The sequence below is a fragment of the Selenomonas oralis genome, assembly GCF_051603425.1.
In the GTDB taxonomy this organism is placed as follows: domain Bacteria; phylum Bacillota; class Negativicutes; order Selenomonadales; family Selenomonadaceae; genus Selenomonas; species Selenomonas sputigena_A.
Map to the genome: position 1 here is coordinate 190,001 of NZ_CP194411.1, position 20,591 is coordinate 210,591.

The window sequence follows — 20,591 nt, forward strand, 5'->3', positions numbered from 1 at the left end:
CGCACTCTTTAAATGGTGGCTGCTTCTGAGCCAACATCCTGGTTGTTTTCGAATTCCTACATCCTTTTCCACTTAGTACAGCATTGGGGACCTTAGCTGGCGGTCTGGGCTGTTTCCCTCTTGCGTACGGGTCTTATCACTCGCACGCTGACTCCCGGGCTTGCCATGCAGCCATTCGCAGTTTGACTGGGGTCGGTAGGCTTTACGCCCCCTTGCCCGATCAGTGCTCTACCGTCTGCATGCATCGCCCGAGGCTAGCCCTAAAGCTATTTCGGGGAGAACCAGCTATCTCCACGTTCGATTGGCATTTCACCCCTATGCACAGCTCATCCCAAAGTTTTTCAACACTCACGGGTTCGGCCCTCCGCCCAATTTTACCTGGGTTTCAGCCTGGCCATGCATAGATCACTGTGGTTTCGGGTCTGCCCCGTCGAACTCTTCGCCCTCTTAAGACTCGCTTTCGCTTCGGCTCCGCGTCTTCCGCTTAACCTTGCTCGACAGGACAACTCGCCGGTTCATTCTTCAATAGGCACGCCGTCGCGCATATAAAGCGCTTCGACTGCTTGTGGACATACGGTTTCAGGTTCTATTTCACTCCGCTCCCGCGGTTCTTTTCGCCTTTCCCTCACGGTACTTTCCTCTATCGGTCGTCAGGTAGTATTTTGCCTTGGATGGTGGTCCACCCGGCTTCCCACAGGGTTCCTCGTGTCCCGTGGTACTCTGGATTCCAGCCCGTTCTTCAGCCTTTCGTGTACGAGGGTTTCACTCTCTTCGCCCGGCCTTCCCATGCCGTTCCACTAGACTGCTTTCCCTTTCTGCTGGTCCTCAACCCCGAAAGCCCGAAAGCTTTCGGTTTGGGCTCTTCCCGCTTCGCTCGCCGCTACTGAGGGAATCTCGTTTGATTACTTTTCCTCCGGCTACTTAGATGTTTCAGTTCACCGGGTTTGTCTCCCTTTCGGGTAGTGCGACATGACTCGCACTGGGTTGCCCCATTCGGATATCCGTGGATCGAGGCCTATTTGCGGCTCCCCACGGCTTTTCGCAGCTGATCGCGTCCTTCTTCGACTCCTGACGCCAAGGCATCCACCGTATGCCTTTCGTAGCTTGACTTTTCCACGATTTTCATCGTGTGTTTCGCCTTCAAGGCATCATTTCTGATGTTCTTGGTTTGTGATCCTAAAATGTTCGGAAAATCTTTGCTGTATTGCTACAGCCTTCGATGATTTTCTTTCATTTTGTCTTCTGTGTAGTTTTCAAGGTACAAATGGTGGGCCTAAGTAGACTTGAACTACTGACCTCACGCTTATCAGGCGTGCGCTCTAACCAGCTGAGCTATAGGCCCATATGATGTATGGTGGAGACGAGGAGAATCGAACTCCTGACCCCCTGCTTGCAAGGCAGGTGCTCTCCCAGCTGAGCTACGCCCCCATAGAGGGGTATTCCCTCAAAACTAGACAATGCAGAAAGGCTTATGCCAGCCCTATGCCTCGACTTAAGATCAAGCTGCAACGGCTCGGCGCGGTCAACGTCTCCCAATCGCGCTTCGCCTTTCGGCTCGCGTTCTTGGGACGTTTTCGCGTACGAGCTGTTTCCGAATCCGCTGCGCCCTTCGGGCTTGCTTCTTCGACAGCTCTGTAACCTTAGAAAGGAGGTGATCCAGCCGCACCTTCCGATACGGCTACCTTGTTACGACTTCACCCCAGTCATCGCCCCCGCCTTAGACGGCTGCCTCCTTGCGGTTGGCCCGCCGGCTTCGGGCGTGAATGACTTCCGTGGTGTGACGGGCGGTGTGTACAAGGCCCGGGAACGTATTCACCGCAGTATGCTGACCTGCGATTACTAGCGATTCCGACTTCATGCAGGCGGGTTGCAGCCTGCAATCCGAACTGGGGGACGGTTTCTGGGATCCGCTCCGGCTCGCGCCCTCGCTTCCCTCTGTCCATCCCATTGTAGTACGTGTGTAGCCCAGGACATAAGGGGCATGATGACTTGACGTCATCCCCGCCTTCCTCCGCGTTCTCCACGGCAGTCTCCCTTGAGTTCCCACCTTTACGTGCTGGCAACAAGGAACAGGGGTTGCGCTCGTTGCGGGACTTAACCCAACATCTCACGACACGAGCTGACGACAGCCATGCACCACCTGTTTTCGTGTCCCCGAAGGGAGGCGTGTATCTCTACACGTTTCACTCAATGTCAAGCCCTGGTAAGGTTCTTCGCGTTGCGTCGAATTAAACCACATACTCCACCGCTTGTGCGGGCCCCCGTCAATTCCTTTGAGTTTCAGTCTTGCGACCGTACTCCCCAGGCGGAATGCTTATTGCGTTAACTCCGGCACAGGAGGGGTCGATACCTCCTACACCTAGCATTCATCGTTTACGGCCAGGACTACCGGGGTATCTAATCCCGTTCGCTCCCCTGGCTTTCGAGCCTCAGCGTCAGTTACAGTCCAGAAAGCCGCCTTCGCCACTGGTGTTCCTCCCAATATCTACGCATTTCACCGCTACACTGGGAATTCCGCTTTCCTCTCCTGCACTCAAGACTGCCAGTTTCCATCCCCTCACGGGGTTGAGCCCCGCACTTTTAAGATGGACTTGGCAGCCCGCCTGCGCTCCCTTTACGCCCAATAATTCCGGACAACGCTCGCCACCTACGTATTACCGCGGCTGCTGGCACGTAGTTAGCCGTGGCTTCCTCGCAAGGTACCGTCACCCAGGCTCAATGTTCTCAAACCCGGTTTTCGTCCCCTGCAACAGAGCTTTACGATCCGAAGACCTTCTTCACTCACGCGGCGTTGCTCCATCAGGCTTTCGCCCATTGTGGAAGATTCCCCACTGCTGCCTCCCGTAGGAGTCTGGGCCGTGTCTCAGTCCCAATGTGGCCGTTCATCCTCTCAGACCGGCTACTGATCGTCGCTTTGGTGGGCCGTTACCCCGCCAACTGGCTAATCAGACGCAGGCCCATCGACAGGTGATAGCATGTTCAGAGGCTATCTTTCATCGGAGGAAGATGCCTTCCCTCGACTTCATTCGGTATTAGCATTCCTTTCGGAATGTTGTCCCCATCCTGTCGGCAGGTTGCCTACGTGTTACTCACCCGTTTGCCACTCTCACCCTTACCGAAATAAAGGTTCCCGTTCGACTTGCATGTGTTAAGCACGCCGCCAGCGTTCGTCCTGAGCCAGGATCAAACTCTCCGAAAAAAACTTGATCTTTTTCCGCTATGCTTCGTTGCAGCTTCGCGCCGCGTCCTCAGCGTACACGAGTACGCTTGCGGGTCGTCGCTTCGCTGCGCCTTGCCTAGCGAAAAAATCTCTGCGTTTTTTTCTCCGCTTCGAACTGTAGGACAGTCGTGGTGGAGAAAATTACTTTTTTAGCAGAGAGCCATGATTGGCTCTTTTTTATCTTTGGATACGATTCTTTCGAACCGCATAAAGAAATTGTCGATTGCTTTTACAATTTGTAGTTCACAATCGATGTTTCATCAAGATCTCTCTTGATGGACATCTGGCTTGAATCATATAGATGATTCATTTCTGCATTGTTTAGTTTTCAAGGAACACCGCCGAATTGCTCCGGCTTCCCCAGCCAATCCTCTCGAATTAGCTTTGTCATTGTATCACATCGACTACCTTGCGTCAAGCACTTTTTATCTTCCCTCGCCTGTTCGCCAGAACATGGACTACCGACGGGAAATCCATCGCACCTGCGCAGCATCTCTGCGTGCCGCCTCTCAGCGACTTGTACAATGATACAAGATTTGCCCTTCCTTGTCAACACCCATTTGAAACTTTTTTGAAATTTTTAGGTGACGACAAATGGTGTCCCGGGAGGGACTCGAACCCCCGACCCTTTGATTCGTAGTCAAATACTCTAATCCAGCTGAGCTACCGAGACATATTGCAGACTGTCCTTCCCCGTACAAGCACACCGCCCGGCTCCTTGTCATCCACAGTAAACTGGTGGGCCCACCAGGACTCGAACCTGGGACCGGCCGGTTATGAGCCGGCTGCTCTAACCAACTGAGCTATAGGCCCAGTATGCCATTTCGACAAGCCGCACCCAAAAGAATGCGCCCTTTCAGGAAAGAAATTCTCGCAACCTGCAAAAGCGCTGCGAGAAATACAATCATATGGAGCGGAAAACGAGGCTCGAACTCGCGACCCCCACCTTGGCAAGGTGGTGCTCTACCACTGAGCTACTTCCGCATGATATGGAGCGGAAAACGAGGCTCGAACTCGCGACCCCCACCTTGGCAAGGTGGTGCTCTACCACTGAGCTACTTCCGCTTGATCTGTCCCCCAGCGCTGTACACGCTGGCTGACAGAGTATATTTTAACCGTTAAGAAAAGTCTTGTCAACCCTTTTTCATAAATCTCCTTGCCGCGCCGCCTCAAAAAGCGGCAAAGCCTCCAAAAAAATGATATCGCTGCGCTCTGCTGCCGCCCCTTCCGCCAGCACGCAGGCCTCGCCCACAACCCTTCCGCCGGCTTTTTCTGCCAGCTCCGTCAGAGCCTTCATCGAACCGCCCGTCGACACCACGTCATCCAACAAAAGCACATTTCTGCCGCGGATCCGCTCTATATCCACCCCATCGAGACAAAGCTGCTGCACGCCTTTCGTCGTGATCGAGCGATCCTCGACCCAGACGGCATTTTCCATATACGCCTTGACCGACTTCCGCGCCACAACGTAACGCTTCATGCCCAAACAGCGGGCAAGCTCTGCCGCGAGCGGGATCCCCTTCGTCTCCGCCGTCAAAATGATATCGGTTTCTTTCGGGACGCGCGCAGCAAGCGCCCTTGCGCAGGCATCCGTAAGCTCGACATCGCCGAGCATGATGAAGCCCGCAATCGCCAGTTTATCCGTAACATCAAGGATGGGGAGCTCCCTTTGGACGCCCGCCACCTTCAGCATATAAGTCCTCTCTGCCATTTCCCTCAGTCTCCTTCATCCAAACTCCAGGCATCGGCGCATATTCCAAACCGCCTACACTTCAATTATAGGAGAAATTCCCGTCAAAAGCAACGCAGTCGTTGCTTGAATAATTCTTACTATGATATAATAGATGCGATGTATTTTTAGCGATACCAACAATAAAGGAGCGTGGAATAATGCAGTTGAAAATTCCCTACAGCAAAGGCAAGATGGAAATCAACATTCCAGACGAAAACTTCCTTGGCATACTTGAGTCGCACCCCGAAGGCAAAGAGCAGCCGGGCACGCAGGAGGAAATCGTCGAACGCGCGCTTGACAACGCCATCGGCAGCCCCAAACTCGAAGAACTTGTCAAGGGCAAGAAGCGCATGGTCATCATCACGAGCGATCACACGCGCCCTGTGCCGAGCCGCGTAACAATGCCGATTCTTTTGCGCCGCATCCGCGAGGCGAACCCTTCGATCGACATCTCGATCCTCATCGCAACGGGCTTCCACCGCGCGACGACGCATGAAGAGCTCGTCGACCGCTTCGGCGAAGACATCGTCAAGAACGAGAAGATCATCATCCACGATTCACAGGACGACGCGGCCATGGCAGACCTCGGCCTGCTGCCGTCGGGCGGCAAGCTGCTCATCAACCGCGCTGCCATCGACACCGACCTCCTCATCGCCGAAGGCTTCATCGAGTCGCACTTCTTCGCCGGCTTCTCGGGCGGCCGCAAAGCGATCCTGCCCGGCATCGCTTCTGCCAAAACGGTCATGGCGAACCACTGCAGCAAATTCATCAAGAGCGACAAGGCCCGCACGGGCATCCTAGAAGGCAACCCGATTCATCGCGACATGCTCCACGCGGCGAAAGAAGCGAAGCTCGCCTTTATCCTGAACGTCGTCATCAATGCGGAAAAAGAAGTCATCGCCGCGTTTGCCGGCGACAGCCAGGAAGCCCACATCACGGGCTGCGACTATGTGCGCACACTCGCCGAAATCAAGCGCAACCCGTCCGACATCGTCGTCTCGACGAACGGCGGCTACCCGCTCGACCAGAACATATATCAAGCGGTCAAGGGCATGACGGCGGCCGAAGCCAACTGCAACGAAGGCGGCGTCATCATCATGGTCGCAGCCTGCAACGACGGCCACGGCGGCGAATCCTTCTACAAGACCCTGAAGGCAGCCAAAACGCCGCGCGAACTGCTCGACCAAATCGAAACAACGCCGCAGGAAGACACGCTGCCTGACCAGTGGGAGATGCAAATCCTCGCACGCATCCTCGACCGCTTCACAGTCATCATGGTTACGGATCTCTGCGACCCGCAGATGATCCGCGACATGCATATGGAACATGCCCTGACCTTCGACGAGGCCCTGAAGCGCGCCTTCGAAATCAAGGGCAAAGACGCAAAAGTCACCGTCATCCCCGACGGCGTTTCCGTCATCGTCCGCTAAGAAGAAAACCCATTCGTCTCACACAAGGAGGCCGCACATGGAACCAAACGGTTCCATGTGCGGCCTCCTTGTCTTATATCTCTGCAGTATGAAAGATCTTACCGGAACAAATGCTTGAAGAGCATCATAGCGCATGGATAAACCAGAAACGGCTTTATTGCATTGCACCAAAAAACTTAAACTTTTTATAGAAGTCTCCTACGTCTTTGTATACTGTGCGTCCAAATTCTCGCATCTGTATATTTCCGATACACAGCTGCCCGTTTTGGGCGCTTCACAGCATAATCGAATCATTCTCACTCGCTTCCATCAAACCTATTCTAAACAAGTTTGCTTATGGAATTAACCATGGAATTCAGCTCAGTTTATTTACAATGTTTTCATTATTCAGATAGTACGGTCTATCTGATTTTTTGTTGCCACAGAATGCTTACATCATTCCGTTTTTAAATTGAACTCAAGTTTGCTCTTTATGCTTAGATATATATCCATATATCAACTTTGAAAGAGCCTTCATGGATTTACACAAGTTTTCTGATGTGTTGTTGCTATCAAGCAATTCAGACGATGCATGTGATAACGGATTTGCATTTCTTAATTTATGGGCATCTTTGATAACAGTTTCGCTATTCTCAATACCAGCGTAGAAGTTTATAAGTTCACGCTCTTTATAAAAACCTTTGTAATTGGGCTTTTTGAGCCTTGAGTCATTACTGTATGCAAAATCCAAATCTGCTGTTACTCGATCAAAATAATTCTTGTAGTAAGCGAAAGCTACCATATAGTTTGCGCGTTTCTTCTCACATAAGTACATAAAGTAAAGATAGTGAGCTTTGCTATCTTGGGCAATAATTTCGACTAACCGATTTACCTCCCAAAGATTAACGCAGCAGATTGTACTATTTTTGCAATGATGAAAATAATAACTATAAAGAGCTGGATGCCGATTAGAAAGAATGTCTAACAAATCCCTATGCCTAAATTTTCTCTGTATTAAGTAAGAAATCGCTATGGTTGTATCATAGAAATTCCACTTACCTGAACGGTTTTTCCTGAAAAGTTGATTCAAAAAACCTTTAATAGCCGTATCACTTTTAGTTTTCACAATCATTACTGTAAGCCGCTTAGGATCAAGGCTAATAAATGATATGCTTTTCTCAACAAGTTCAACGATTTTTTTAGCCACCGGCTCTGACTGCAATTCATTCTCATCTTCATACACAAAATAATTAAAAACCTCACTCGGAGTAAATTCTATATCGTCCGAAGAAAATTGCTCATTGATCAGTTCATTGTATCTTTCTATATCAATACTGTCCGAAAGCAATTTGCTAGCCAAAGCATTCAAAAAACGGCACAGTGCACCAGAGAACAATTCCTCGATATCATGTCTTTTCCCGTTAAAGTATTCATCGTATAATGATTTTTTAAGTTCTTGATTGATTTCCCTAGACTCTTTCAAACAGCATTTTTTAGCGTTTAATGCTAAGCCGAATTTTTTGAGAATTGATGAATACTCGTTTCTTATTTCATTGTAAGCCTCATGCAAATATCCAACAGGTTTATCTGTTGAAATAAGTATGTACATATCATCAACATAACGAACCATATGGAAAGAAGAGAACGCCTTCATATTAGTCGAAATATATTCGTGAAGAGCCTTGTCTATAGCATCAAGATAGACAACTGTTGCAAGAAATGATGAGCCAACACTGTTTTCAATCAGTGGGAATCTACCATTACCACAATATATAAGCAGTTCTTTGAACAATTGCAACTGTGTTTGAGAGAACACTACGGCTCCAGCGTTACAAATTTTATCTACTTGTGCAATCAACTTATCAACACTTATATTTGCAAAGAAATTGGTAATGTCTGTTTTGATAAAATATTGATACTCATCAACAGAGGCATTTATCTCTTTGAAAAAATCATCATAGTCCTGTTTATATTTAGGGCGTAAATGCTCATAGTTGCCAGCATAATAAACGGATATATCGGACGGTCTGATGGGCGAATAGTGATTGTGTATTTCCAATCCTATCGCCTGCAAAAACAAAAACAGAACAGGTGCAATAAGCGATGAATCGCGAAAACTACCATCTCCTTTTTGCAAATAATTTTCTGACTGATGCATAGCAGAAGAAAAAAACATAAACGAAGCCATTTTGATATATCTGTTATAAAAATCTTCTCCAGAAATTGTTTCTTTCTCGGCAGAGGAAAGCTTTCCGAAAGGAAACCATTGCAGATACGCGTTTTGTGAGCCTGCATTTAATGAAAAATACATATCGCAGACACTTTTCCAAGTATCATACGAAATTTCAAACAAATACACCGCCTCCTCTCAAAATTCATGCCTTTACTTTCTAAACACGAACAGATACTCATGCGCTATCAACAGAAAGTTATATTTTACGCTGTTTGTTTTCCAATATCCTGTAGCCTTGCAGTTGTGCTGTTCCTTGATTATCAACTCTTTTAGCTTAAAACCAGCATCCTCAAAAACACGCATAACCTCAAAAGACATTGGGATCATATGCCCTTTTTGGCGCGTGTCACCCATTAAAACAGCGCAGAACTTGTCTCTCTTCAATACACGATAGCTTTCGGCAGCCACAGATTTCATCTCTTCCAGGAAATCTTTGACCTTCAAATGAGACAAATCTCCCTCGACATTTTCACTGTATTGAATAATATTAGCATACGGCGGATGTGTACAGATAAGGTCAATGCTGTTATCCAGCACAAAATCCAAATGACGGGCATCTCCTTTATGTATATAAACCTTGCCATCAGCACCCTCATGTTCAAAGTCCACCTTTTCTTTACAGCGCGCAAGCGCAACATCGTTGACATCAATGCCGATTATGTTGCGATTAAGCAATTTGGCTTCAACAAGCGTTGTGCCACCGCCTACGAACGAATCGAGAACCAAGTCTCCCTCTTGGGAATATCGGAGAAGAATATTTCGCGGAATATACGGCGACCAATTTCCACGCCATTTTGCATCATGGGTAGCCCAATCGCCGCGCTTGGGAAAAGACCAATGCGTTGTCATTTCCAACTCAAAATCTTCCGGTTCCCATTTTGTGATTTTTTTTGCCATTATCGGAAAACCTCCGTGATGACACCGCTCTCCAGATCTTTGATATTATAGATGTGATCCATCACATCAAAAGTTTCTTCAAGGTTGTTTCGGGCACTTGTCCATCCCTTGCCGTCTGTAAACCAAACGAAAGTAAAATCGTTCATCGTATCCGTTTCCAACGCAAGCACTTTATAGCTACGGGCAGTTTCATTGAGCTTGCTTCCGCCGCTGCCATAGAAATTCGTTTCAATGCCATAAATCATGGCAGACGTTTTCACAACGAAATCAAAACGCTTTTCCATCTTTCCTTGATTGGAGATCGCAGAAAGGTCAATGCCCCATTTTGCAGTAATCTGATGAATATACATTTCCTTGAAATAGGTTTTATCCTTTACAAAACCAGCTTTCTTGATGAACCCTTCAACCAGATTCTCCATCAAATGACCGCCGCGATTCTTACGACCGTTAGAATCAAGGCCAGTCTCAACGCCTGTTACATAGTCAACAAGATTGTTGATAATATGGTTTTCAAGCAAATCGAAAAGCCCCGTATGCTTCATAAAATATGCGTAGCGTTCATAGTGAACATAACTATTAAGCGGATATTTACCAAAGTCAAACCGATACAGATAACCGCCATTTTCGTCCTGGCAGTATATTTCATTGGCTCTGACGGCAATAAGAAGCGGAATACATTTCAGCGTCTCGGGATATTTCTTGACTAATGCTTTGAAATCCTCTTCGATTTTTTTAGAGCCGATAAGTGAATTGAGGATATTAAGCTCAATCTTGATGGCCTCCACATTGCGATGGACTTTTTCAAAATCTATGTAGTACCCATAATCCGCGATACTGTCACGAAAACCAGACAGCCACGCGCTAAAATTTCTCTTTGCCATATGAATCCTTTCTTGCTTCGAAGCCTGCTATTGACACAACTTTAGGAATCACTGACAAAACGAAGTCACCCAGATGTGTGAAGATGGGTGACTAAATTCATCCGCGATTCCTATATTCGTTCCCTTTAAAAGTTTGAAATAAGCAGTTCTTTTATTTTTCCTCTTGCTTCGCTGTTGCAATTAATCATACGGGTTGCTTCAACACGTTTGATTTTATGGGAGGAATAGATGCTATCAAAGAAATCGTCTTCCGCATTAGAGTTCTTGGGGTCGGAATTGCTAACAACAACCTTTGCCCCTCTTCTATGCAAATCATCAGCGAATTTTGCAAGCTTAATCTGTTCATCATCATCGAAAAGATTCTTCGTGTATGCAGTAAAATTTGCTGTGTCCGTAATGGGACGATACGGGGGATCGAAATAAACAAACGTACGGTCATCAATGAAATCAGCAGATTCTCTGTAATCTCCGCACACAATAGTTACATTTTGAAGTTTTTCAGAAACAGCTCGCAGATTCTCCTCATCACATATCATAGGATTCTTGTAAGAGCCCATAGGCACATTGAATAAGCCTTTTTTATTTACACGGAACAATCCATTAAAGCACGTCTTGTTAAGGAAAATCATAAGAGCCGCTTTTTCGATGTCACTGCTTTCCTTACCGTTTACCTTCAAATCATTGAAACGCTCTCTTTTTAGCAAATAGTATGTTTTCCGATTATCCGTGCCCATTGGCACAAATTCATCCCGTATAGCCATCAGCAGTTCAATCAATTCGTCAATATCATCTCGGATAGCGCCGTATGTATTGATGAGTTCAGCGTTAATATCGCTGATATATACGGCTTCAAGCTCATATTTGCTCAGTATATCAAAAAGCACCGCACCGCTGCCAACAAAAGGCTCGGCGTATTTCGTGATTTTTTTATTTTCAAACGGATAGTATTTTTCTATCTCAAAAAGCAACTGCCCTTTGCCGCCGGCCCACTTCAAAAAAGGTTTTACTTTTTTTTCATCGCTCTTTGTATAATGAGATCTCCTTGCATCAATGGGCTTTTCGGCAATCGTAGGAATAATCCACATATTGCCAACCATTGTTGCATTGTCAATCCTATTTTCAGAGCAGAGAACAGCGACTCGCCTTTGCGAAATCCCCCACTTATCAGCAGCTTCTCTGGCAGACATAAAATCCATAACAGCACCTCCATATTCAATGATAGCATTATATTCTAGAACGCGAATATTAGCAATACCACCTGCTTTCTTCTGCAAGATTTTTACTACATAGAAACATCGCCCACAGGAGCTTGTTTTCTCCTATGGGCGATTACGTGTTACAGACGGATATTCCTCGGCTTTTTCTAATATTTCCAGATACTCATCCATCTCCTGCATATGAAAAGGCTCGCTCGCTTCGGCTTATAATGACGGACAATATGCAGACAGGCGCCATCGTAACAGCCACGCACAGGATCTGCATCGCCCGCAGGCGAGAATAATATCCTTTCCACCCTTCAATCCTTCCGAATCCTTGCCTCCACCGCACCCATGCCGAGCGCCGTCTTGATGCCTACGCCGGCGAACGGTGCGAAGGTGAAGAGCATCCCAAGGATGCGCCGTACCGCATCCGTACCAAAAAAGCGCAGCCCCATCTCGCCCCGGAAGCCGCGGATCGTCTTCCCCTCCAAAGAAAACGGTGCAGAACGCAGCATATATTGCCAGAGCCGACAGGAAGAAGCAAGCTTCTGCACCAGCTCATCCTCCTCCAGGCGGATTTCCTCTGAAAAACGATTCCAACGCATGAGAAGGCTTTGGCAGATCAACCCGACTTCCGGCAGCATCACATACTGTCCGTCCCGCTTGAAACTTGCAGGCGAGCGAAAGGAAAGCTCCACGCCCTTAGGCGCCTCTTCCGCGAGAAAAAACTCGTCCGCGACATCCTCATAGGAACGCTCTTCCAAAAAACGAACCTTCCTCAGGACGACCTCGTAACCCTTCTGCCGCAGAAAAAATCCCTGCACCTGATCGAGCACCTCTGCAATTGCCAGTCCCGTGACCTCTTCCAGGACGCCGATCCGCCAGAGCGCAGCGCCCCGCTCCTTGTCCCAAACGATGCTCTGGCTGTAAGGGCGCATGTCCTGCTTATGCAGCGCCTCCACAAGCCAGTCGGGCAGAAATTCCATCAACGCCCCATGCAGGATAGAGCCCATAGAGTTTACCGTGCGCTCGCCCGCAGGCAGCACGAGTTCCGCTTCAAAAAGACGCAGCATTACCCAATCTCCTCCATGCGACAAAGGCCATGACAAACCACACGCACAAAAACATCCACGTCGCATACATTGTGCGTGCAGCTTGCACCAATCCGACAAACTTCATTTATCAACGATTCTTAAAACGGATAGCAATCATGGCGTGCAAATAAGGCATATATCCCTTCATTTTTTATCTCTTGTTTCAGCGATATTTGAACAAAAAGTTGAGGACAGCTTGTGCTGACGGAGAATCATCTACCGACACAGGATTGCCTCTTTCAGGCTTAACGTACCATATTCCGTTATCGTAAAAGAACTTTTCATAATGTATCTTAGTTTTGGCTGTATTATATACATTTCTTGATGCGGTCTTGATCTGGGCTTCACAATATAGACCATCTTCACGCCACCGGATTGTCTCATCCATCACAAACCAGTTTGTAGTTTCGTTGTTATACACCCAGCAATCAGCAGCATTTGCGTCCTTAACACTCGTCGCCTGCAGTCCTAGCGTGAGTGCAAATAGGATAAAAAGATATGCTAAAATACGTTTCATGTTTTGATCTCCTTAGAAATATTCTTTTCTCTAAGATACATCATACGATGTTTTATTGCAAGCAAAAACCGCCCTAAACTGCAAGTGCAAGTTGAACAAAATATTTAAGAAAATTTTCTGCCGGTTTCTTAAAAAATGATAACGTCTTCCACATGGCGATCTCCCACACCCCAGGAACGAACCGAAGTATGGTTTGCCAGCAAATAAATACGCAAGGAATCCGTCTCCACATCAATCAAGCGGCTCGTCTCCTCGACAAGCCGCTCGTACTTTTTCTCGTCTAAAAATGCCTCAAAAGCAGATTTCTGCACACGAACACCATAGCGCTCCACGCACTTGACCATACGGCTGCGCCTTTTGTCATCCGTGATGTCATAAATCACGAGCACGATATAGCGCCGCACATCCTCAGCAATAAACTCGCTCTCCTCATACTCCATCTCCCAGTTCATGTCAGACCACCTCACCGCAATGAAATCGGCTCATAGATCCCTTCGTTTTCTGCCATCAGAGCCTGTGCATATTGACCGGCCTGATAAGCAAGGCTGCGGCGATAGGAATGTTTTCCCTCAATATATTGATTCACTGTCTTGAGCTTCTTCTCATAAGCCCGCAGGAAAATCACACGCCCTTCTCGCGTCAGGAATATGCCTAGACGGCCATCCTTTGCCGCTGTAAAATGCTCCATTTTAATCTCATGATGATGCACGAGAGCAAGCACCATAGAATCCACAAGAACCGCCCTCCACTCCTCCATGAGGTCAGAAGCCAATGCGGGATGACGATTCTTCAAGGCATGAAGAAAACCAAAATAAGGATGCAGACCCTCATTGTTCAAAACGGTATAAATATCATACATAAGGAGCGTATAGCCAAAACTCAGCATCGAATTAAAAGCATCAAGAGGCGGCTGTTTGCTGCGCCGTGAAAAGGAAAACTCCTGCGGTACAAGCATACCCAACGCCTGAAAATAAATCCTGGCGATAATGCCTTCGTATCCCATAAGCTGTTCGCTCGTATCACATTGGAAGATATGCTTGCGCAAAGAAAGAATTTCCTCAATTCTCTTCCGAATCTCAGGCATTTCTGCCTGACGGTTCAGACGACGCAGCAAGGTCAGCTGGTTATGCACCTTTGCTGCAATGACCTTTCGCCCCAACGCGAGACAAAAAGGTGACCCTTTTAATAAAATCTGTTTTTCCTGTCGAAAAACATTGACATGACGCGTCGATTCCAGCCGCCCAAAAAAGGAGCCTGTACCGGAAAGCCAAGTAACAGGAACACCGAGGCGCAAAAGTTCCACCATCGCTTTCGAAGAAACCTGCACGCTGTCGATCAGCGTCAGCCCTTCCAAAACCTCCTCGGGAATCTCCATCACACACTCACGGTTGCGTCCCACAACAAAATTCCCGCCGCGCTTCTGAATATACGCGCCCTCTTCCGTGATATAAACAAAGCTCATTTCCCCACCTCCAAAAGCCATCGTCCCATGCAGATGTGTCTTTGAAATCATGGGAAAACCGTGCGCCTGTCGCATTTCCGTCCCCTTACGGGGATGTGTGTTTAAAATTTGAGCCGGAGGAGGCGGAGTCGATTGAAGAAGCCTTCAAGTTTCCGTCCCCTTACGGGGATGTTTGTTTGAAATCCGCAGGGCCCGACGATGTACGCCGCGCCTTGCCTTGGTTTCCGTCCCCTTACGGGGATGTTTGTTTGAAATAACCCGTTTTACCTCGACGAGAACGGCGTGGCCCATTTAGAGTTTCCGTCCCCTTACGGGGATGTTTGTTTGAAATTTGCCGCGGCTTCCGCGCTCTTGTTGGAGCGCAAGCAGACAGTTTCCGTCCCCTTACGGGGATGTTTGTTTGAAATTGTAGAAATTCGCGATTGGAGTATGGGTGTTTATTCGTTTCCGTCCCCTTACGGGGATGTTTGTTTGAAATATCCGTGCACATCGAGATTTATCGGCAGAAAGATGACGCAGTTTCCGTCCCCTTACGGGGATGTTTGTTTGAAATAAAATGAAAACAGTATTTGCTTCCAATGTTATTCTGTCGCAGTTTCCGTCCCCTTACGGGGATGTTTGTTTGAAATTCGGGGATGGTCTTGCCCTTTCAACAGGTTATGCTCCTTGTTTCCGTCCCCTTACGGGGATGTTTGTTTGAAATATCTCGTTGGTCTACTCGCTTAGTCGGTAGGGGAAAGGGCGGTTTCCGTCCCCTTACGGGGATGTTTGTTTGAAATCAATCTGAACTTTATGAGGAACATATTGTCTCTTGTCTCGTTTCCGTCCCCTTACGGGGATGTTTGTTTGAAATTTTATTCTTAGCTTTCTCTTTGTTTTCTTCTTTCTTCGTTTCCGTCCCCTTACGGGGATGTTTGTTTGAAATAGGATAAACAGAAAGAGTTTGAGATAGAGTTCCCTGTAGTTTCCGTCCCCTTACGGGGATGTTTGTTTGAAATATGAAAATGACACTCAACGATATGAGAGTATTTAATCAAGTTTCCGTCCCCTTACGGGGATGTTTGTTTGAAATTCAGAGTAGTCATTTGTTTGCATCTTCTTTATAAGTTTCCGTCCCCTTACGGGGATGTTTGTTTGAAATCGGAAGTACCGCTCAGGGCAAGTTAAAGACAGGAGGAACGTTTCCGTCCCCTTACGGGGATGTTTGTTTGAAATCCTGGCCTTGCAAACCCTTGCTGCGTCTGGGCGGAAAATGCATTTTGCGGCGGGGATGTGTTTTTTGCCTTCCTGCTGCTTCATTTTTTCTGCAAAACAGGCTTCAGCCCTTGTCCCTACTGGCGCGGCGGGGATTTCACGATTACAGTATATCATATCTTCTTGAAAAAGACAATATGCTGTCTCTAAGATAAAACTGCCGCACGGGATGCGTGCGGCAGTTCTTTGCTTATGTAATTAGCCGACGATAACGAGCGGATCGCCGACCTTGACGCTCTGACCGGCAGCGACGTTGATCGCCTTGACCGTACCGGACTGCGTGGCAGCAATTTCGTTCTGCATCTTCATGGCTTCGAGAATCAGGAGCACATCGCCGGAGTTGACAGCCTGGCCTTCGGAAACGAGAACCTTGACGATCTTGCCCGGCATCGGGGCGTTGACGGAAGTCTCGCCGGCGCCAGCGGAAACAGCTGCCTTGGCAGGAGCGGCAGGAGCAGCCGGAGCAGCGGCTTTCGGGGCAGCAGGAGCAGCGGCAGCCTTAGGAGCCGGAGCCGCACCAGCGACCTTCTCTTCCTCAACCTCGACTTCGTAGCTCGTGCCATTGACCTTGATGTTGAACTTTTTCATTGTAAATTCCTCCAAGTTTTCAATTTGTTTTCGCTTACGTTTTAAGAAAGCACTGATGCATTCAGCGATTCCTTAACGGATGCTCTGGCGACCTGCCATTGCCCATGCGTCGTTGCGCTTGATCTTGACGGCAACGACTTTATTGCCAACCATCATCTGGACGGCTGCGGCGATGACCGCAGCGACCTCAGGCTTGACATCTTTTGCGTTTTGCATAAAAGAACCTCCCGATTAAAGCGGAATATTGCCATGCTTCTTGGCCGGGCCGACCTCACGCTTCGAGGCGAGAGCGTTCAGGGCCGTGATGACATAGGGACGCGTCTCCTTCGGCTCGATGACCATGTCGGCATAGCCGCGCTCGGCTGCCTTGTACGGCGTGGCAAATTCCTCGACGTATTCGGCTGTTTTCTGCTCCTTGTCGGGATCCTTGCGGAAGATGATGTTCGCAGCGCCCGCAGGACCCATGACGGCGATTTCAGCGGAAGGCCAAGCCATGACCTGGTCTGCGCCGAGCTCACGGCAGCACATGGCGATGTAGGAACCGCCGTACGCTTTGCGCGTGATGACCGTGACCTTGGGCACCGTCGCCTCGCTGTAGGCATAGAGCATCTTCGCGCCGTGGCGGATGATGCCCGTGTGCTCCTGATCGACGCCCGGCAGGAAGCCCGGAACATCGACGAGGTTGACGAGCGGGATATTGAACGCATCGCAGAAACGAATGAAGCGTGCGGACTTGTCGGAGGCGTTGACGTCGAGGCAGCCTGCCATGACGTTCGGCTGGTTCGCGATGATGCCGACGGAGCGGCCGTCGAAGCGTGCGAAGCAGGTGATGATGTTCGTCGCAAAATGCTGATGCACTTCGTAGAACTCGCCGTTATCAACGATGCCGCGGATGACGTCCTTCATGTCGTACGGCGCATTCGGGTTGTCCGGAATGACCGTGTTCAGGGACTCTTCCATGCGGGACGGATCGTCGCCCGTGTCGACGATCGGCGCATCGTCCATGTTGTTGCTCGGCAGGAAGGAGAGCAGATAGCGGATCTGCTGGATGCAGTCGTCCTCGTTCTCCGCCGCAAAGTGCGCGACGCCCGAGACCGAGTTGTGCGTCATGGCGCCGCCGAGGGCTTCCGCCGTGACCTCTTCCGCCGTGACGGACTTGATGACGGCCGGACCCGTGATGAACATCTGGCTCGTGTTCTTGACCATGTAGATGAAGTCCGTGATGGCCGGGCTGTAGACAGCGCCGCCCGCGCACGGTCCCATGATGACGGAGATCTGCGGGACAACGCCCGAAGCCGCCGTGTTGCGATAGAAGATGCCCGCATAGCCCGAAAGCGCATCGACAGCTTCCTGGATGCGTGCGCCGCCCGAATCGTTGATGCCGATGCAAGGAGCGCCCATCTTCATCGAGAGGTCCATGACCTTCCAAATCTTATGTGCATGTTTCTCGCCCAAGGAGCCGCCTTCAACGGTGAAATCCTGTGCGAAAGCATAGACGAGACGGCCGTCAACCGTGCCGTAGCCTGTGACGACGCCCTCGCCCGGCAGATCTTTCTGATCCTGACCGAAGTTCGTGCAGCGGTGCTTCATGAACATGTCGAGTTCGACAAATGTATTCTCGTCAAAAAGCTTCTCAATGCGTTCGCGGGCTGTCATCTTGCCCTGCGAATGCTGCTTGTCGATGCGCTTTTGTCCGCCGCCCTGCTGGATATGCTCCTTCTTGGCGTGCATGAGGGCAATTTTTTCCTGAACTGTAGCCATACTCTTCCTCCTCAGTTTTCGAATCCTCTTTGACCATGCTTATATTTTACCATGAAACCCCAAGAGGTCAAGCCCGAAGGGCGCAGACCGATTGGCTAGGTTTCTGTAAGGGCGGCGCACAATGTCCACGAAGTGGATGTTTGTGCGTGTAGCTTACCATGAAACCCCAAGAGGTCAAGCCCGAAGGGCGCAGACCGATTGGTTAGGTTTCTGTAAGGGCGGCGCACAATGTCCACGAAGTGGATGTTTGTGCGCGTAGCTTACCATGAAACCCCAAGAGGTCAAGCCCGAAGGGCGCAGACCGATTGAAGCCTTCATTTCGCTTTACCCCTGCCGCCCCTTGCGGCTCGCCTGCTGCCGCAAGGGGCGGCAGGGAAGCGTCCAAGGATTCTTTTTAGCGGTCTTCGTGCTCACAGATTTCGAGGAGGACGCCGTGCGTGGCTTTCGGATGGAGGAAGGCGATTTTCGCGCCGCCCGCACCGTAGCGCGGCTTCTCGTCGATCATCTTGACGCCCTTCGCCATGAGGTCGGCGATGGCGTTCTCGATGTTGTCGACGCGCAGCGCGATGTGCTGGATGCCGCCGCGGCCGCCGTTCTTCTCGATGAACTTCGCGATCGGGCTCGTCGGATCCGTAGCTGCGAGGAGCTCGATCTCCGAGCCGTTCGGCGTCGGGTTGAAGCTCGTCTCGACCTTCTGCTCAGCGACGACTTCCTTGCCCGTGCAGGGAATGCCGATCTGCTCCGTCCAGAACTTGCCGACCTCGTCGAGATCGTTGACAGCAATGCCGATGTGGTCTACACCCAAAACTTTGAACATATGAACTACCTCCTAGAATAGAAAAATCTGCCGTCACTTGAGCATGTTTTTCATGATGTCCTGCGTGACGGTGTAAGGATCTGTCCTGCCTGCCTTGATGTCGGCGACGAACGTGTCGAGCTTGCCCGAGTCAACGACCTTGTTCTTGACGTAAGCGCCGATATTGCTTTCGAGGATGTCGATCATCTCGTCCTTCGTGCGCTTCATGCGCCGCTCGGCGAGAATCCCCTTTTCCTCGATGTAGGCGCGGTGCTTCTCGACAGATGCGACAAGCTCCTTGACGCCGATTTGCTGGTTTGCTATGACTTTGTCGATGGGCGGACGCCAATCTTTCATCACGCCGTCCAAGTCGAGCATCATGTTGATTTCCTTGACGAGCTTGTCCGCGCCGTCAAGATCCGCCTTGTTGATGGCGAAGACGTCGCCGATCTCCAAGACACCCGCCTTGATGGCCTGAATGTCGTCGCCCATGCCGGGGATCAATACGACCATCGTCGTATCGGCCGCCCGCACGATGTCGACTTCGGACTGGCCGACGCCGACGGTTTCGACAAAAATGATATCCTTGCCAAAAGCGTCCATCGCCTTGACGGCGTCCGCCGTCTTGTGCGAAAGGCCGCCCAGGCTGCCGCGTGTTCCCATGCTGCGGATGAATACACCCTCGTCCATCGCGAGACTTGCCATGCGGATGCGGTCGCCCAAGATGGCGCCGCCCGAAAACGGACTCGTCGGGTCGATGGCGATGATGCCGACCGTTTTGCCCTGCTTCCTGTATTCATTGGCAATCTTGTCCGTCAGCGTGCTCTTGCCGGCGCCAGGAGGACCCGTGATGCCGAGCACATAGGCGTGCCCCGTATGGGGGTAGAGCGTCTTCATGATGTCGATGGCATTTTCCGCTTCGTTCTCGATCGCCGTGATGGCTCTCGAAAGCGCTAAGCGATTTCCTTGCAGGAGTTCCTTGGCTATATCCATGGAATGCACCACCTATGCCATTGTTCCGGAAAATCCCGAGAAACACAGAGTTTCCCGAAATTTCGCGCATAATACGGATAGAAGCAGGGCTGGCGGCAGACGGTCTGCTGTCAGCCCTGCAGCTATCGTAATTACTTCTTCACATGCTCGTTGATGAAATCGACGATGTCGGTCGTCGGCGTACCCGGCGTAAAGACAGCGGCAACACCGGCCTCTTTGAGGGCGGGGATGTCCGTCTCGGGAATGACGCCGCCGCCGATGATCAGCGTGTCCGTCATGCCCTTCTCGCGCACGAGATTGACGACCTTGGGGAAAAGATGCGGATGCGCACCCGAGAGGATGCTCATCGCAATGACATCGACGTCTTCCTGCAGAGCTGCTTCCGTAATCTGCTCCGGCGTCTGGCGAAGACCTGTATAAATGACTTCAAAGCCTGCATCACGAAGAGCGCGTGCGACGACTTTCGCGCCGCGGTCATGACCGTCCAAGCCCGGTTTTGCTACCAATACCCTGATTTTTGCCATTTGAAATTACCTCCAAATCCAAGTAGAGAAA

At 49.8% G+C, this 20,591-nt stretch carries 16 protein-coding genes, 6 tRNA genes, 2 rRNA genes and 1 CRISPR repeat array (1 of these 25 cut by a window edge); of the genes, 1 reads left to right on the plus strand and 23 read right to left on the minus strand.

What is annotated here, in order from left to right:
* From ACRTGH_RS00995 to ACRTGH_RS01035, 9 genes are all read right to left on the minus strand, one after another.
* A 23S ribosomal RNA gene (locus ACRTGH_RS00995) occupies positions 1-1,110 on the minus strand (it extends 1,808 nt beyond the left edge of the window).
* Positions 1,111-1,265: 155 nt separating this feature from the next.
* Positions 1,266-1,342: transfer RNA gene (locus ACRTGH_RS01000), tRNA-Ile, on the minus strand.
* 10 nt (positions 1,343-1,352) lie between these two features.
* A tRNA-Ala gene (locus ACRTGH_RS01005) sits at positions 1,353-1,428 on the minus strand.
* A 216-nt stretch (positions 1,429-1,644) separates the two neighbouring features.
* Positions 1,645-3,199: ribosomal RNA gene (locus ACRTGH_RS01010) — 16S ribosomal RNA — on the minus strand.
* The 16S and 23S rRNA genes sit together here with 2 tRNA genes alongside, the layout of an rRNA operon.
* Before the next feature lie 616 nt (positions 3,200-3,815).
* Positions 3,816-3,893: transfer RNA gene (locus ACRTGH_RS01015), tRNA-Arg, on the minus strand.
* A gap of 63 nt (positions 3,894-3,956) precedes the next feature.
* Positions 3,957-4,033, minus strand: a tRNA-Ile gene (locus ACRTGH_RS01020).
* Positions 4,034-4,129: 96 nt separating this feature from the next.
* Positions 4,130-4,204: transfer RNA gene (locus ACRTGH_RS01025), tRNA-Gly, on the minus strand.
* Positions 4,205-4,210: 6 nt separating this feature from the next.
* Positions 4,211-4,285 (minus strand) — tRNA-Gly (locus ACRTGH_RS01030).
* A 79-nt stretch (positions 4,286-4,364) separates the two neighbouring features.
* Positions 4,365-4,931, minus strand: a complete 567-nt coding sequence (locus tag ACRTGH_RS01035; protein WP_368847320.1) for a phosphoribosyltransferase family protein — start codon at positions 4,929-4,931, stop codon at positions 4,365-4,367.
* A gap of 179 nt (positions 4,932-5,110) precedes the next feature.
* On the opposite strand from ACRTGH_RS01035, the gene larA reads away from it, so the two are divergent.
* Positions 5,111-6,382: a nickel-dependent lactate racemase gene (larA, locus tag ACRTGH_RS01040; protein ID WP_368847319.1), complete on the plus strand. Its 1,272-nt coding sequence runs from the start codon at positions 5,111-5,113 to the stop codon at positions 6,380-6,382.
* 457 nt (positions 6,383-6,839) lie between these two features.
* Here the strand turns inward: larA and ACRTGH_RS01045 are convergent, their stop codons facing one another.
* From ACRTGH_RS01045 to ACRTGH_RS01110, 14 genes are all read right to left on the minus strand, one after another.
* The gene (locus ACRTGH_RS01045; RefSeq protein WP_368847318.1) at positions 6,840-8,714 is read right to left on the minus strand and encodes an AbiA family abortive infection protein; all 1,875 of its coding nucleotides are present in this window, start codon (positions 8,712-8,714) and stop codon (positions 6,840-6,842) included.
* 30 nt (positions 8,715-8,744) lie between these two features.
* The gene (locus tag ACRTGH_RS01050) at positions 8,745-9,491 is read right to left on the minus strand and encodes a TRM11 family SAM-dependent methyltransferase (RefSeq protein ID WP_368847317.1); all 747 of its coding nucleotides are present in this window, start codon (positions 9,489-9,491) and stop codon (positions 8,745-8,747) included.
* The gene (locus ACRTGH_RS01055; protein ID WP_368847316.1) at positions 9,491-10,372 is read right to left on the minus strand and encodes a type II restriction endonuclease; all 882 of its coding nucleotides are present in this window, start codon (positions 10,370-10,372) and stop codon (positions 9,491-9,493) included. Before ACRTGH_RS01055 ends, ACRTGH_RS01050 begins: the two co-directional genes overlap by 1 nt.
* A gap of 125 nt (positions 10,373-10,497) precedes the next feature.
* Positions 10,498-11,646 carry a DNA adenine methylase gene (locus ACRTGH_RS01060; RefSeq protein ID WP_368847315.1) on the minus strand — a complete coding sequence of 383 codons (1,149 nt, stop codon included), beginning with the start codon at positions 11,644-11,646 and terminating at the stop codon, positions 10,498-10,500.
* A 242-nt stretch (positions 11,647-11,888) separates the two neighbouring features.
* On the minus strand, positions 11,889-12,644 hold the full coding sequence (gene cas6, locus ACRTGH_RS01065) for a CRISPR system precrRNA processing endoribonuclease RAMP protein Cas6 (protein WP_368847314.1): 756 nt from the start codon (positions 12,642-12,644) through the stop codon (positions 11,889-11,891).
* Between the two features lie 184 nt (positions 12,645-12,828).
* A complete protein-coding gene (locus tag ACRTGH_RS01070; RefSeq protein WP_368847313.1) occupies positions 12,829-13,182 on the minus strand; it encodes a hypothetical protein in 354 nt (117 codons plus the stop codon).
* Positions 13,183-13,310: 128 nt separating this feature from the next.
* Positions 13,311-13,634, minus strand: coding sequence for a CRISPR-associated endonuclease Cas2 (gene cas2 / locus ACRTGH_RS01075; RefSeq protein ID WP_368847312.1), 324 nt, complete (start codon positions 13,632-13,634; stop codon positions 13,311-13,313).
* A gap of 11 nt (positions 13,635-13,645) precedes the next feature.
* On the minus strand, positions 13,646-14,644 hold the full coding sequence (gene cas1 / locus ACRTGH_RS01080; RefSeq protein ID WP_368847311.1) for a CRISPR-associated endonuclease Cas1: 999 nt from the start codon (positions 14,642-14,644) through the stop codon (positions 13,646-13,648).
* A gap of 73 nt (positions 14,645-14,717) precedes the next feature.
* Positions 14,718-15,859: a CRISPR direct-repeat array (repeat unit 35 nt; unit sequence GTTTCCGTCCCCTTACGGGGATGTTTGTTTGAAAT).
* 237 nt (positions 15,860-16,096) lie between these two features.
* Entirely contained in the window at positions 16,097-16,486 is a 390-nt protein-coding gene (locus ACRTGH_RS01085; RefSeq protein ID WP_368847310.1) for a biotin/lipoyl-containing protein, read from the minus strand.
* A 72-nt stretch (positions 16,487-16,558) separates the two neighbouring features.
* Complete coding sequence (locus tag ACRTGH_RS01090; RefSeq protein ID WP_368847309.1) at positions 16,559-16,702, minus strand: hypothetical protein; 144 nt, start codon at positions 16,700-16,702, stop codon at positions 16,559-16,561.
* A 15-nt stretch (positions 16,703-16,717) separates the two neighbouring features.
* On the minus strand, positions 16,718-18,247 hold the full coding sequence (mmdA, locus tag ACRTGH_RS01095; RefSeq protein WP_368847308.1) for a methylmalonyl-CoA decarboxylase subunit alpha: 1,530 nt from the start codon (positions 18,245-18,247) through the stop codon (positions 16,718-16,720).
* Between the two features lie 394 nt (positions 18,248-18,641).
* Positions 18,642-19,064 (minus strand): methylmalonyl-CoA epimerase, encoded by a 423-nt coding sequence (gene mce, locus ACRTGH_RS01100; RefSeq protein ID WP_314618654.1) that lies wholly within the window; start codon positions 19,062-19,064, stop codon positions 18,642-18,644.
* 33 nt (positions 19,065-19,097) lie between these two features.
* Entirely contained in the window at positions 19,098-20,036 is a 939-nt protein-coding gene (meaB, locus tag ACRTGH_RS01105) for a methylmalonyl Co-A mutase-associated GTPase MeaB (RefSeq protein WP_368847307.1), read from the minus strand.
* Positions 20,037-20,167: 131 nt separating this feature from the next.
* The gene (locus tag ACRTGH_RS01110; RefSeq protein WP_368847306.1) at positions 20,168-20,560 is read right to left on the minus strand and encodes a cobalamin B12-binding domain-containing protein; all 393 of its coding nucleotides are present in this window, start codon (positions 20,558-20,560) and stop codon (positions 20,168-20,170) included.
* Positions 20,561-20,591: the final 31 nt, after the last annotated feature.

Bases quoted from the DNA above. Each gene is read 5' to 3' on its own strand.
- ACRTGH_RS01050 (WP_368847317.1), bottom strand. From the start codon at position 9,491: ATGGCAAAAAAAATCACAAAATGGGAACCGGAAGATTTTGAGTTGGAA.
- ACRTGH_RS01035 (WP_368847320.1), bottom strand. From the start codon at position 4,931: ATGGCAGAGAGGACTTATATGCTGAAGGTGGCGGGCGTCCAAAGGGAG.
- mce (WP_314618654.1), bottom strand. From the start codon at position 19,064: ATGTTCAAAGTTTTGGGTGTAGACCACATCGGCATTGCTGTCAACGAT.
- mmdA (WP_368847308.1), bottom strand. From the start codon at position 18,247: ATGGCTACAGTTCAGGAAAAAATTGCCCTCATGCACGCCAAGAAGGAG.
- larA (WP_368847319.1), top strand. From the start codon at position 5,111: ATGCAGTTGAAAATTCCCTACAGCAAAGGCAAGATGGAAATCAACATT.
- cas2 (WP_368847312.1), bottom strand. From the start codon at position 13,634: ATGAACTGGGAGATGGAGTATGAGGAGAGCGAGTTTATTGCTGAGGAT.
- cas6 (WP_368847314.1), bottom strand. From the start codon at position 12,644: ATGCTGCGTCTTTTTGAAGCGGAACTCGTGCTGCCTGCGGGCGAGCGC.
- meaB (WP_368847307.1), bottom strand. From the start codon at position 20,036: ATGGATATAGCCAAGGAACTCCTGCAAGGAAATCGCTTAGCGCTTTCG.
- ACRTGH_RS01085 (WP_368847310.1), bottom strand. From the start codon at position 16,486: ATGAAAAAGTTCAACATCAAGGTCAATGGCACGAGCTACGAAGTCGAG.
- cas1 (WP_368847311.1), bottom strand. From the start codon at position 14,644: ATGAGCTTTGTTTATATCACGGAAGAGGGCGCGTATATTCAGAAGCGC.
- ACRTGH_RS01070 (WP_368847313.1), bottom strand. From the start codon at position 13,182: ATGAAACGTATTTTAGCATATCTTTTTATCCTATTTGCACTCACGCTA.
- ACRTGH_RS01090 (WP_368847309.1), bottom strand. From the start codon at position 16,702: ATGCAAAACGCAAAAGATGTCAAGCCTGAGGTCGCTGCGGTCATCGCC.
- ACRTGH_RS01110 (WP_368847306.1), bottom strand. From the start codon at position 20,560: ATGGCAAAAATCAGGGTATTGGTAGCAAAACCGGGCTTGGACGGTCAT.
- ACRTGH_RS01055 (WP_368847316.1), bottom strand. From the start codon at position 10,372: ATGGCAAAGAGAAATTTTAGCGCGTGGCTGTCTGGTTTTCGTGACAGT.